The following is a 13,150-nucleotide window of genomic DNA, read 5'->3' as shown; positions in this document are numbered from 1 at the left end:
GAGTGAGGATTGAGTCGCAAGTAGCAGAGAATAAAGCCGTTTTTTATGAATAGTGGGACACTGATTAGTTAAAGTATCTTGTAGAATTTGAATATCGCGCATCGGTAATTCCTCTTGGTGGAATGTGGTTTTTGGCGAAATTCATTAGATCAAAGGGTACGGTGCGCGTCTTTCTCATTGTTTAGAAGAGGAATTTTGAGGGGATTCGCTAGATGGCAGCGTTATGTGACAAGGAGGTCACACTGAAGATTGAATATAAGGTTAATCAGCAAATTTCTGATGAACTATTTATTGACCTGCTTAAGCGAACGACTCTTGGAGAACGTCGCCCAGTAGAAAATACCAACTGTATTAGAGGGATGCTGGATAATAGCAATCTCATCGTCACTGCTTGGGATAGTAGTAAGCTGGTAGGTGTTGCCCGTTCAGTTACAGATTTCTATTATTGTTGCTATCTATCAGATCTAGCGGTTGATGAAAAATATCAAAGGTTAGGTATTGGGAAGCAGTTACAGATTCAAACGCAAGCGCAAATACAGTCTACTTGCAAACTGTTCCTAATCGCCGCACCAACAGCCAATGAATATTACGAGCAGCTTGGTTACACAAGAAATGAGCGTTGCTGGGTGCTCGAGCGTGGTCGAAAAATTATCACTTAACAATAGCATTAATGGACGTTTACTTGTGGCGCATTTTTCAAAAACGTTCAATCAATTTGTGCTAGTAAACGCCCGCTATGCTGACGTTAGGCGCCAAATTTTAGCTGTTGGCGGCTGATTGTCGTATTAATGCCGTAGAGATTTCTGTTTGTAAATTGGATTATTGAAGCTCTTTTTCATTTGGAGCTAAGCATGGAAGATATGATTAACTCAGAAGTACTAAAGTCACTCAGACTTAACAAATATTGGTCTCAAGAGAAACTCGCCAACGCATCAGGTCTAAGTTTAAGAACAGTACAAAGAGTTGAAAATACCGGTACTGCTTCACTGGAAACTAAGTTAGCTCTTTCTTCGGCTTTGGAAATCAAGCCAGAACAGCTAGGTGTTCAATCTGAGCAAAGCCAAAATCGCTCCAATACTGCTATTTATGGCTATTTGGGAGCAGCTATTGGCTTAGTAAGTTCCTATTCAGGTATTACGCTTGGTTTGTGGCAAGGTAATGTCAGCTTTGGTCAAGCCGGATTGTGGTATGGAGTAGTTGGAGCATTTATTGGTATTACTTGTGGAGCCATCGGTTTCCTAAATCGGCGCAGAGTTGTCGCCTAACAAGGGTTTTCAAGGTGGACAAATAACGCGGGCGCATTTTTTAATCAAATTTTAGAGTTTAAGGCGGTTTAATCGCGTTTTCTAAGCGTTATTTTCCCCTGAAAACGACGTTATGCACATGGGGTGGTAATGGATAACACTGAAGAATCATCGTCAGAAGGTATATGCGAACACGATAAAACAATTAGTACAACTATCCGACCTAAGTATGTTGTGATTATTGGTTATCTATTTGTTTTTCTATCACTAGTCGATGTTTTATATAGTTTATATTATGGATTTATAACTGAAACGGTCAAGCTTGATAGTTTGGGAAATAAGATTGGAGGAGGGTTTAGTTTTAACCTTCTTTGGCTTGTTTTATATGGTATCGGAGCTGGCGTTATGAGAGGTGGAAGATTTGCTCGACTAATGGCCTGTATTTCAGGTCTGCTAGCTTTTGTTGTGCCAGGAATAATTTTGATTTATTTCTTATATTTCACTGATTCTAAATATTATTTCTCTAACAAACAGTGTTCGAAATGTGGTGATACTAAGTACCTAAATGACGGTTTTCCTTTCAAAGGTATCTTGTGTAAAAAATGCGGTAGCGAAATTAATCTCGGCAAATCATAACAAGCTATTAAACTTCGCCCTCTTCGGGGCTAGATTCGCAAAAAGAATTTGTTGTTTATGGCAGGAGTACCAGTTCAAAAAATAAACAAAGAGAATTAAAATGAAATATGCACCAATTAAAAATCTTATCGCATTCAGTGATGTTGAAAAATTGGATGTTCGCGTTGGTGTCATTACGGCGGTCTCAGATGTTAAGAAATCAAACACATTAATGAAAATTACCGTTGATTTTGGTGAGCATGGGCGATCTATTTTTTCCGGTATTAAGCAAGAACGTGAAAATCCCTATGAAATTGAAGGTAAACAGGCGCTGTTCGTTGTCAACCTGCCTGAGCAGAAGATGGCAGGAGAAATCTCTCAAGGTATGTTGTTTGATATTGGCTATGCAGGCAAATTAGTGCCTTTTTAGCGATGCCGGAAACGCCAATGCCGAATGGCAGTCGTGCGGGTTAGCGTATTTATATTGTCACTTCGAAGAAGGTGGATATGTAAATATTGAGTGAGGCGGTATCGCGGTATCTGCTGAGGACCAACCTTTCAATGACTTACTTAGAAAAGTATGTATGAAGGCATCTATGATAAAAACACGAAACATATAACATTGACAACAACATATGTGGGCAGAGCTCGCTGCTTGTAAACAACTGTTCGTGCTTAACCCGCCGCTTTCTTGCCCTTAATCAGTCCTTTCATTGTATCCGTCACTTGTTTGAGCTTTAGGCTCTGTTCTTTGTAACTCATCGAGACTTGTGAGGTTTCATTGGCAATGTGATGATTGCTGTTCACTATCCCGGCCATAGACTCCATGGCGGAGTTGACCTGAACGATGCCTTTCATTTGTTGATTAAAGGCTTCACTGAACGAATCTATTTCACGGGAAAGCCCCTGTATTTGATCGGATATCCCAGAAAAGCTGACTTGTGTTTGTTCCGACAGCGCCTTGCTTTCTTTCACGCGAAGCTCGGTTTCTTTTACGATTTCCCCAACCGTGACCATGGAATCTTTGAGCAGCTTGTCGATGTCTTGCGAGGCTTGGCCTGATGTGAGTGCGAGTTGTCCGACTTCTTGAGCGACAACCGCAAAGCCGCGCCCGTGTTCACCGGCGCGTTCCGCTTCAATAGAAGCATTGAGAGACAGAAGTTTGGTTTGGAAAACGATGTCGTGGATGACTTTGGTGTAATCCGAGATCTTCTGGATGATGTCGTTGATTTCTTGAAGGTGCTTGTTGGAGTTTTCAATGAGCACAACCGAATGTGCCAATTTATCCATGTTTTTGCTGCCTTCATTGCTTAGCGCAAGTGTGCCTTTTGATACGTCTAAGCACCCCAACACATTTTGATTGGTTTGCTTCACCATTTCGGTGATTTCAGAAATGGCTGACACATTGGAATCCAGTGCGGCGCGTTGTTTTTCTACGCCATCCGCCAGACTTTCTGCGCCTTTGAGCACAAGGCGTGAGTTGTCCAGGGCATCATCCGAGACGCAGGCGAGGTCTTGTGTTATCGCGATGAGTGGCTTGGAAAGGCGGAGCGCAACAATGTAAATGATGATGCAAAGTAGGGCAATAATGGTGAAAAAGCAGACCAAGATGACCTGCAAATTCTGTTGTAAAGCAGCGGTTGAATTCTTCTCGTTATAGGTGATGTTTAACACGCCCAAGACTGAACCGTTTTGCGACAGGATGTCACCTGTATAGGTTTTAACCTCGTGCTCCACTGTTTTGGGTTTTGTTTCTGTGTAGGGCAAGCCATTTGCGTCAACGAATTCTATGTGGTCAATGTCTTCATCTTGCATCCCCACGCTGACGAAGTCTTCCAACGCTGATAAGTCATAATTCAGAATGTAGGATTTACTCGATTGTTTGAGAAAGCTTGCGAGGGCTTCCACCTTTCCTTTTTGGATTTTAGAAAGCTCATTTGATGTCATCTGATGGAAGAACAGGGCGGCGACGATCAGAAATACCGTAATACTGCCAATCAGCGGCAATAAAATACGATAACGCAGTGACAGCCCCGAAAAAATTTTGAACCACATAGTCATACATTCACTTCATTGTTTGGATAGGCAGGGCTTTTCCGTCTTGAATTTGCGTGAGATAAACGTTGTCCAAGCCTTGTCGATCAGATTTGCTAAAGTTGACTTTCAACCCGCCAAAATCTTTGTTTTTCATGCCTTCCATCGCACCGATAAAGCGGTCTCTCGTTAAGTATTGGCCTGACTGCTCAAGTGCATCAACGATGACCATGGCGTTTAAGTAGCCTTCTAATTGCGTATAGTAAGGGTTGTCCACGCCATAGCTTTGCATGTCCGCTTTAAAGTCTTTGATGATTTTGAGGGTACTTTCATCGGGGTTTGGCATGACTTGAGAGATGTAGCTTCCATCGCCAGCATCGCCCAATTCAGCGATCAGCTTTTTGGTTCCAACAAAGGAAATGTTGGCGAATTTTGGATAGAACCCTTTGTCATGAGACATCTTGATAAATGCGCCACAGGCTTTGTATGCGCCAACCATAATGACGGCATCAGGTTTCTTGGTCATGATGCTGTTTAAGCCTTGTTCTACATCGAGCGTGTTGCGTTTGTATCTGCCTTCGGCATGGATTTTAAGGCCGCGCATTCTGAGGGCTCTCTGCACACCCGCTTTACCTGCCGCGCCGTAACCATCATCTTGAATGAATACAGCGATCTTCTTGTAGCCAAGGTCGTTGATGAAATGATCGACGAGCTTCTTCGTTTCGCTGAAATAGCTGGCGCGAATATTGAAAATGTTTTTGTTGGCAGGATTACGCAAAAATTCTGCGCCCGTAAACGGGCCGATATACGGGATTTTCGCGCGATTCACTTCGGGAACAACGGCTTTTGATGTTGGCGTTCCCACAAAGCTTACCAATGCAAAAACCTTGTCTGTGTAGATTAGCCTTTTGGCGTTTTTTGCCGCGCGATCGGGTTCATACCCATCATCGAGTGAGATGACGTTGATCTGGCGACCGTGAATGCCGCCTTGCTGGTTAATTTTTTCAAAGTAGGCGAGTGTTCCTGCTTTGACGCCGCTACCTAGCCCTGATGCTGGCCCCGAAAGGGCATTGCTCATACCAAATGTGATGGTATTTTCTGTCACGCCAACTTCGGCGGTTGCGGTTGTTGAAAACAACCAAAGCAACATGATGGTGCAATGCAAGCCTTTCATTAGTAACGCCTCGTCTAATCACTGGGGTACTTCTGAGTATAGAAAAGAATTCATGTGTCTCATTATTGATTCTCGATGAGGCGTGCTGTGGTGAATTGAGTGGCGTTTTCTTTCAATTGGAGAGGAGGTTGATTGTGCATCTGATCAGCAAACAGTTCATTTCGTTAAACTTATGTTTCATTTTTAGCGGGTGCGGGAATCAAACAAACCGATTAGTGTTAGTAGCACGTTAAATGCACCGAGTACAAAACGATGAAAGTATTGATTCAATATACGCAGACAGGGAAATATCGCGACCAAGCGTGGGAAGCACCTACCTTTAAGGCGAGCGGAGAAATTCAGGCGGTGACACCGTCATATGCCGCACAGATGATTGAGCAGAACAAAGCACTTCTGATCACATCTGACGATGAACATATTGTTGTAGAGGCCCGATAACAACAGAGTTGTTGTACAGAAGAGAGTGTATAACGGAATCGGAAGAATCGAGGATTAAGCGATAGCGGATGACGCCAACTTGCGCGGATTAATGCCACGTCTAGGCATCAAAAATACCTTAGCTCATGCCTTTACCAACGGTTGCACGCACCGGCATGTCTGCAGGGTCGAAGCCCTCAAGACAATAAACATTCACGCCATAATAATCCGGTGTGACGCGCTTACGATGAAAGGGATAGATACCGCAGATGTTGCAGAAATAGTGTTCAGCGGTATGTGTATGAAATTGGTATGTGGTTAGCTGTTCAGTGCCTGAGAGAATACGCATCGCGCTCTCATGCACTTTGACCATTAGCGCATTTTTTCTACTGCATATTGAACAGTCACACGTGGTTAATTCATGTAAGTCCGTATCAATTTCAAATCGCACTGCATTGCAGTGACACGATCCACTAAATGTGTGTAATTTGCTCATTTTGACCCTTCTACGCTGCAATCTATAACATAAGCCAAATGCGCTGATACTAACGTATTAATGTTAATACCTTTTATTGGTCAGGGTCGACATACCCTGCAACACGGAAAAGCTTCAACAAAAAAGCCAGAGCAAGTCGTCTTGCTCTGGCTTTGTCTTACATTGTTAACTTAGATAACGGGTTTCAAATCCAACACGTGAAGAACACGCTCTGGTGTGCCTTCCCATGGCATTGGGCGGCCTTTCGGGTTGTCCGCATTCCACCAACCCGTGAAACGTTGGGTGTTGTACTGGTAGAAGTTAGAGCCAGAGATGACAGGCACAGTGACTTGGTTTTCAGCAATCATGTTTTGGATTTCATGGGCGATGTCGATTTGCTTGTCGCGTTTGTCTGTTTTGTAGAAATCGTCCAGTAAGGTATCGAGCTTCTTATCGTTCCAAAAGTGCATGGCAAAGCGCGGCATGCTTTCGCCTTTTTGTAATTTAGAGTGATAACCGCTGCTCCAGTACTTGTGCGGAGTTGGACCGTGGAAGTAGTTGGTGAACGCGATGTCATAGCTAGCATTCAGCATGGATTGGTTATACACGGCAAAATCTGGCGTTCTTGCACGTACACGAATGCCCACATCCGCCAACTGTTCGGTAGAAAGCGTCACCACGTTGTTGAAGTCTGTCCAACCGCCTGGTGATTGAATATCTAACGTCAATTGCTTGCCGGATGGGGTTTCAACAAAGCCGTCTCCATCGCGATCCACAAAGCCTGCTTTTTTCAGAAGTGCTTTCGCGCCGTCCGTGTTGAAAGACATGTAAGGGCGGTATTTGTTGTGCGTTTCTTCGTTTGACCATGCTTCAAAGGCATACCCCAAACCGGATGCGAAGTCGTTCACTGTGCCGTTGCCATAGTTGGCAATATCAATCACAGATTGACGATCCAGTGCCATGGAGAACGCACGACGGAAATCGACATTGTTCAGTGCTTCTTGTTTTACCGGATCGCCATTGTTGAAGTTAAACACGAACGATTGTGTGCCCGCGGCGGTATACCAGTAACCGTGGTGCTGAGAGGCTTTTACGTAAGTCGCATCAATGTCTGGTACAAACGAACCGCCCCAATCGACTTGAGAGTCAATGAGCGCGGCAAGCACTTGGTCATTGTGGTTGAACTGAGGCACGCGCAGGCAATCTACGTCTAGGTTTGCGTTATCCCAGTAATTTGGATTACGACACTGCAAGAACAACGTCGGCGTGAACGTTGGAATTTCGGTGAACGGGCCAGTACCAATAGGGTTAGTGTTCACGAAGCTGGTTGGGTCTTTCACTTCTTTCCACACGTGCTTCGCCACGATAGGGATCAATGAAATCTCGTAAGCGGCGTTCGTGTTGATTTCGTTAAGGTGGAAGGTCACTTTATTGCTTCCTTCAACTTCAACCTTGTTCACCATCTTGTTTACGCCGCGATCGTCTAACGCTGGCGTGTCTTTCACCATGTTGAAGGTGAAGGCAACATCTTCTGCGCTGAACGGCACACCATCAGACCATTTCACGCCATCGCGAATGTCAAAGGTAATGCGTTTTAGATCGTCGCTGAAATAGTAGTCGGTCGCCAAACGAAACTCAGGGCGGTTGGCTTTTAGCTCGTTGAAAATGACCAACTGTTCATAAATGAAATCACGCGCGGTATGAAGGCGACCCGGTAAGTAGGGGTTAAAGTTTCGAATCAAGGTCGCATTGTGATTTGGGATGATGGTCAGTTGAGACATCTCATCCACGCTTTGTGCTGCTGCACTGGCACCAGACACGCTGATCAATGCCGCGGCTAACGCTAGCTTTTTCATGTTTTACGCTCCTGTTTCGGTACAAGTGGGTTCAAAAGTTGAGTGACCGAAGTGTGCCCATTGTGTGGAATGCAAGAACGCAAAAAAAGCATTCAGATTGGGATTGTTTTAGATTTGCTGAGGCGGATTTAAGGCGGTTTTTTAACAAATTCTCATAGTGAGAAGGCGGTATGTTTTACGGATTATTTGCGGACATAAAATACCGCTAAAAAGCCCAGATTATGTGGGATGGCTAACAATGTGTACGTTGTTAATAAGCAGCTTCAAGACTTTCGAATCGAGGGTGTAACCCGCATCGCAAATCTAAAGAGCATAATGACGTATTTAGAAAACAATCAGAGGGTTACACAATAGTTTGAACTGCATTGAAAAATGCGTGAAAGGTGACTGTGCATAAAAAAGCCAGAAAACCCTGAGTGGCGGCTTTCTGGCTTTTTAGATGACAGTTTCTGGTTTTTGTGGCGTAGCGGATGTGATTATGCCGCGCGCGTCGCTTTTCTTTTGAGGTAAAACGCTAAGCCCAAATAAGCTGCCGCTTGAAGCCAAAGCTGGGTAAGGTGGCCAAGTTGGCTCTGGAAATCTGCCCCCATTTGATTGAGCTGCAAGGTTGCTTGTATCACCACGGTAGACGGTGCAAATTGCGCGATAACACTCAACCATGTTGGCAAGGCACTGCTTGGCCAAACAAACCCAGCGATGAACAGCAAAGGCATCGAGCTTAACAGTACGATCAGCGTGATGATCTCCGCCCGCTTGATGGCGATGCCTATCAGAGAGCCAAGGCCAATGGTAGCAAGCAGGAAAGGTAAGATAACGGCCGCCAATTGCAGAGGTTCTGCCATTCGGTTTACGCCATTTAGCGACAAACTCGCGCCTAAGTAATACATTGCCATGATGCAGTAAATACCCGTCAGAATGATGGTTCGGGCCCAGAGGCTTTTGCTGTTTCTTACAGTGATTTTCGCCGCGTTAGCATTTGTGTTTACGTTGCCGTTTGAGATACCGAGCATGCCTGATGCAATCAGCAAGGTCTGCTGCAAAATTAGCATAAACACGCCGGGCACCACGTAGTCGCCATACCCTGTGGTAGGGTTAAACACAGGCACGGCGTTGAGCGAAAACGGGGCATACTGCGTTGTCGCGAGAGGCATCGGCGTGTCGTGCATGAGTGCGCGTTGCACTTTGACTTGTGCACCCAAGGTGCTGCCGGTTGCCACCACCCCTTCTACGATGGTGCCGTAGGTGAGGAAGAATGACGCATCCCCACCAACAGACACCACAGGGCTTTTACCGAGCAAAAGATCGCGATAGAAGTGCTGCGGAATCGTCACCACGCCTTCAATCTCTGCGGAAGCAAAGTATGGGCTGGATTCGGTTTCGCTGCCCAGTTGTTTTACAACCTGCACTTGCGGTGTTGCATCCAACATGCGGATGAAGGTGCGGCTTTGTTGGCTTTGGTCATGATCGACAATGGCAATGTGCAACTCGCGTGGCAATTGATTGGCATACGGCAGCGGATAGAGCAACGAGTAGATAATGATGCCGCCGAACACGGTGAAGACCACAGCGGGGTTTGAGAACAATCGACGAAGTTCATTAATGAAGACATCACGCCAGCTCATGAGGCCACCTCTGAAGGCGATGCGTCCACTGATTGAATATGGGCTGTGTTTGTCGAAAGGCGTTTCATTTTGAGCCCAATCAATAACCAGATCAGGCTAAATGAAGCCAATGCAAGCAGGGCAGGCATGGACTGTTGCAGTGTTGCGCCGTAGTTAAATTGGCCTATCTGCAGCGTGATGTAGTGACTAACGGGTAGCATGGCACGCCAGCATTGTGCTAAAAAAGGCATCTCGCCCGCAGGGAAACTCACACCCATAAATGCGAACGCAGGGGCGGTGAAACCTGCAACCAAACTCATCGCGCGCACAGCATCACGTGAGCCAACATACAGCAATGTGCCAACAGCTAACCCTGCTAGCACCATGAGCCATTGTGCGGTGAGTAAAATGGCCCAATCGCCATTCATTGGCCAACCTAATCCCCAATGCATGCCCGTCGCAAAACCAATGCCCAACAACCAAAGTGGGAGCGCTGTGCCTAGCACCTTCACAGTGAGTTTCTTCGCGACAGCACCGTTAAAGTAGGTTTCTAGTCCAATGCGTTTGTCGGTCAGCGCCATAGAGAGCATGCCACTCGCCACAAGGGTGATTTGCCACAACGCAGGCACAATGGCGGAAACCAGGAATTGTGCGTAGTTTGTGCCTGCGTTAAACAGGGGCACTAACTGAAACCGAAGGGGAACAGACAACCCTGCTGCTTGCGTGGCAACCGTGGTGCCATGAAGCATTTCGCTCTGCGTGGCAACCAAAGCGGAAAAGGTACTCTGCGCTTGGTTGAGTGCCGAATTGACAAGTTTACCTATCAAGATGTACTGACTGTTGTAGAACGCCGTGACATTGGGGTTTTCACCGCGCTTTGTCGCTTTTTCAAAATCATAGGGGATCACGACGGTGGCGTAAGTTTTGGCGCTGTTTAACGATGCGGATGCATTATCTACGTCATCGAAGGTACGAATCGCGAGTGTGGGGGTGGCATCGTAATAACGTACTAACGATCGAGACAATGCGCTGTTGTCTAAATCGACAACCCCAATGGGCAAATCGCGTCCTGTTCCCGAGGAGAAAATCGCCCACACCAATAAGAACATCACCAATGGCAAACCGCCTAAAAGAGCCGCGAGCCAACGGTCAGAAGCGATGAGTCGCCATTCTTGCCAGAGTAAGGAGGTGAATGCGGTGTTTTTCATTCTACTTACCCTTGGGTAGCGTTTTCAGTGACTAACACGCTCATGCCAGCTCGTAGTTCGCTAATTGGCTCAACAGGGCGCGCTTCAACTTCAAAGGTGCGCATGTCATACCCTTGTTGACTGTTTGTCGCACGCCATGTGGCGAAATCGCCCATAGGGGCCACGTGCGTGACTTCAAAGCGGTAAGCGCTTTCGCCTAAGGCTGGAATGCTGGCATCAAACTGCGTGCCTTTTTGGAACTGACGTAGTTTGTCTTCACGAATGTTGAACACGGCCCATGCATCGTTCATGTCAATCACTGTCACAACAGGGAAGCCTTGTGGCGCGAGTTCGCCTGGGTGCAGCAGCACTTGGCTCACTTCGCCTTGATACCAACTGTGGATCTTGGTGTCTTTCGTGTAAGCCTCTACCTCTGCAACCGCGCCTGCTGCCATGCGAACCTTTTCTTGTGCAGCGCGTTTGGTTTCTGTGCGCGCACCCTCCTTCGCCATGTCATACATTTGGCGAGCGGCGTTTTCTGTGTACTCGGATGCTTTCCACCGGGTAAAGGCTTCGTCGCGTTTTTGCTCTGCGGTCACGCCTTCACGATACAGGGCATCAACACGGCGGTAGGTTTTTTCATATAGCGCTGATGCAGCCTTGGCTTTTTGCCATTGGTCGCGAGCTGCGTTGATCTCTTGCGAACGTGCGCCACTCTCTGCTTGTTCTGCCATCGCGCCCGCAGCTTGTTCGCCTGCTTTTGCTTGCTCAAGTTTCGCATCAAGTTCTGGGCTGTATAAGGTGAAAATTAAATCGCCTTTATCAACCTGCTGACCTTTACGCACTAGCACCTCATCAATACGCCCTGGCACTTTCGAAGACACACTATACTGCTGCGCTTCGATTTGCCCCTGAAAACGCTCAGGCGCGGGTTGATACGCTTGATAGAAGCTGTAACCGACCCAACTTACCAGAGCCACAGCAGGAATAACGAGAATGGCAGATTTTACTTTAGACATGATGTTTATCCCTGTTGCGATGTGTGTAGAGAAAGGGTTGGCGACGTTGATAATTGCAGTGCAGCAGCTTGGTAATTCGCGAAGTCGTTCATGTCACCGCTGATCGCAAGAAGGCGAGACAGGGATAAAACATATTGATAAGCAGCCACAAGTTGTTGCGTCTTGATGCTAGCGAGGTAAAGCTCGGCATCGACCACATCCAGTGATGTAGATAGCCCTTGAACGAAAGCTTTTTCGCGTAAGCGAAGGTTTTCATCAGCCAGTGAAATGCTTGACGCTAAACCTTGGTATTCTTCTAGTGCTTGTCCTGCTTCACGCCATGTCTTCTCCACCAACAGTGATAAATCTTGCTCTGCTTGAGCCCGAAGGTGATTCACTTGAACGGCTGTGCTGTGTGCTGCTTTCAGTTTGTCTGAACGGCCGCCATTATCGACAAGCGGAATGCTGACACCGACACCAACAGCCCAGTCTGGGGTCAATTCTGCTGTTAATGAATCGCCTTCATACAAGTTGTAGTTTCCGTAAAGGAAGACTTGCGGGTAGTACTTGCCTTTTTCGAGGTCGACAAGGCCATCTGCCTGTTGACGTTTCGCATCTAACACTTTTAAACCAGGGTATGTTGCGAGGGTTTTAGCAAGAAACGGTGACATGGCAGGCACGGCATCTTGGGTAAATAGGCCGTTTGAAGGTGTCACAGGCGCGTTGCTTTTCACCAAGGTTTGCAGTGCTGCGTGGGCGATATCTAAATCCCGCTGTGCTTTCTTGCGTTCCGTTTTTGCTTTGTCGAAGGACACTTCTGCTTGGAGGCGTTCAACGCGCGCGATTTGGCCTTGTGCTTCCATTTTTTTCGCGTGGTCGAGGTGTTTTGCGAGGCCTTGCTCAACCTCTAAGCGGGTTTGCACCACTTGTTCGGCTAACACGGTTGAGAAGTACACCTTGGCGAGATCTTCAAACTTGGCTTGCTGCGCCATTTGCATCAAATAGGTCGCTTCTTGTTTCTGTGCGCTGGCGATGTCTTCAGCAGCCAAAATGCGACCACCTGTAAATATCGGCCAGATAGCACGGATTGAACTGGTGTATACATCGCGGTCCGCCAAGGTGGTCGTCAACATGTTGTCGAGGTTGCCTAAGCCGGGAGGCAGTAACCCCGCCAGATTACCAATCGCATCGCCACCATTCATATGATGCGCAAGCTGAGACGGCGACACTTCTACGTTTTGATCTAACCGTGTGTAGTTACCACTGACAGAAATGCTGGGTAAGTGATGTGCAGAGGCGGCGTTTTCCATGTGTTCGGCGCGTTGCACGTTTGCGCGTTCTGCGGCAATGGCATCATTGCGGGTTAGAACGGCTTGCCATGCTTCGGCAAATGACAGGGATTCTGCGTGGGCGTTTTGCGATACTAATGTGACAGGAAAAAGCAGGGTCACAAGGGCAAGTACGCGCAGAGAAAAAGGGATTCTGGCAAACATCAAGGTGTCCACATTGGGAGAGATGCAAACAGTTTAGAGTTAATGCTCTAAAATTG

12 protein-coding genes and 1 pseudogene are annotated in these 13,150 nt (G+C 46.8%); 5 read left to right on the top strand and 8 right to left on the bottom strand.

Translation table 11 applies throughout. The features are described from left to right. Window positions 1–242: 242 nt before the first annotated feature. The 4 genes and pseudogenes from BM082_RS05730 (at window position 243) to BM082_RS05715 (ending at window position 2,333) form a co-directional block, all read left to right on the top strand. Window positions 243–659 carry a GNAT family N-acetyltransferase gene (locus tag BM082_RS05730; protein ID WP_074925688.1) on the top strand — a complete coding sequence of 139 codons (417 nt, stop codon included), beginning with the start codon at window positions 243–245 and terminating at the stop codon, window positions 657–659. 192 nt (window positions 660–851) lie between these two features. Beyond that, complete coding sequence (locus tag BM082_RS05725; protein WP_074925685.1) at window positions 852–1,265, top strand: helix-turn-helix domain-containing protein; 414 nt, start codon at window positions 852–854, stop codon at window positions 1,263–1,265. Between the two features lie 129 nt (window positions 1,266–1,394). Then, window positions 1,395–1,880 carry a Sec62 family protein translocation protein gene (locus BM082_RS05720; protein WP_074925683.1) on the top strand — a complete coding sequence of 162 codons (486 nt, stop codon included), beginning with the start codon at window positions 1,395–1,397 and terminating at the stop codon, window positions 1,878–1,880. A 100-nt stretch (window positions 1,881–1,980) separates the two neighbouring features. Further along, window positions 1,981–2,333, top strand: a pseudogene (locus BM082_RS05715) (tRNA-binding protein). 201 nt (window positions 2,334–2,534) lie between these two features. On the opposite strand, the gene BM082_RS05710 reads toward BM082_RS05715, so the two are convergent. Both BM082_RS05710 and BM082_RS05705 read right to left on the bottom strand, forming a co-directional pair. Further along, complete coding sequence (locus BM082_RS05710; protein WP_017015823.1) at window positions 2,535–3,920, bottom strand: methyl-accepting chemotaxis protein; 1,386 nt, start codon at window positions 3,918–3,920, stop codon at window positions 2,535–2,537. Window positions 3,921–3,924: 4 nt separating this feature from the next. Next, on the bottom strand, window positions 3,925–5,067 hold the full coding sequence (locus tag BM082_RS05705) for an ABC transporter substrate-binding protein (protein ID WP_017009820.1): 1,143 nt from the start codon (window positions 5,065–5,067) through the stop codon (window positions 3,925–3,927). 252 nt (window positions 5,068–5,319) lie between these two features. On the opposite strand from BM082_RS05705, the gene BM082_RS05700 reads away from it, so the two are divergent. Then, window positions 5,320–5,505, top strand: a complete 186-nt coding sequence (locus BM082_RS05700; RefSeq protein ID WP_017009821.1) for a hypothetical protein — start codon at window positions 5,320–5,322, stop codon at window positions 5,503–5,505. Between the two features lie 118 nt (window positions 5,506–5,623). Here BM082_RS05700 and BM082_RS05695 read toward each other — a convergent pair whose 3' ends face one another. From BM082_RS05695 to BM082_RS05670, 6 genes are all read right to left on the bottom strand, one after another. Further along, a complete protein-coding gene (locus BM082_RS05695) occupies window positions 5,624–5,980 on the bottom strand; it encodes a GFA family protein (protein ID WP_074925680.1) in 357 nt (118 codons plus the stop codon). 170 nt (window positions 5,981–6,150) lie between these two features. Continuing rightward, entirely contained in the window at window positions 6,151–7,815 is a 1,665-nt protein-coding gene (locus BM082_RS05690) for an ABC transporter substrate-binding protein (RefSeq protein WP_017009823.1), read from the bottom strand. 476 nt (window positions 7,816–8,291) lie between these two features. Next, the gene (locus BM082_RS05685; RefSeq protein WP_017014709.1) at window positions 8,292–9,437 is read right to left on the bottom strand and encodes an ABC transporter permease; all 1,146 of its coding nucleotides are present in this window, start codon (window positions 9,435–9,437) and stop codon (window positions 8,292–8,294) included. After that, window positions 9,434–10,624, bottom strand: coding sequence for an ABC transporter permease (locus tag BM082_RS05680; RefSeq protein ID WP_074925678.1), 1,191 nt, complete (start codon window positions 10,622–10,624; stop codon window positions 9,434–9,436). Before BM082_RS05680 ends, BM082_RS05685 begins: the two co-directional genes overlap by 4 nt. Before the next feature lie 5 nt (window positions 10,625–10,629). After that, window positions 10,630–11,622 carry an HlyD family secretion protein gene (locus BM082_RS05675; protein WP_074925675.1) on the bottom strand — a complete coding sequence of 331 codons (993 nt, stop codon included), beginning with the start codon at window positions 11,620–11,622 and terminating at the stop codon, window positions 10,630–10,632. 5 nt (window positions 11,623–11,627) lie between these two features. Next, window positions 11,628–13,094 carry a TolC family protein gene (locus BM082_RS05670; protein ID WP_017015829.1) on the bottom strand — a complete coding sequence of 489 codons (1,467 nt, stop codon included), beginning with the start codon at window positions 13,092–13,094 and terminating at the stop codon, window positions 11,628–11,630. Window positions 13,095–13,150 lie beyond the last annotated feature (56 nt).

It is taken from the genome of Enterovibrio norvegicus DSM 15893, from assembly GCF_900115495.1.
Classification (GTDB): domain Bacteria; phylum Pseudomonadota; class Gammaproteobacteria; order Enterobacterales; family Vibrionaceae; genus Enterovibrio; species Enterovibrio norvegicus.
Note: the sequence above shows the minus strand (reverse complement) of the source record. Positions and strands in the feature narration are given on the sequence as shown.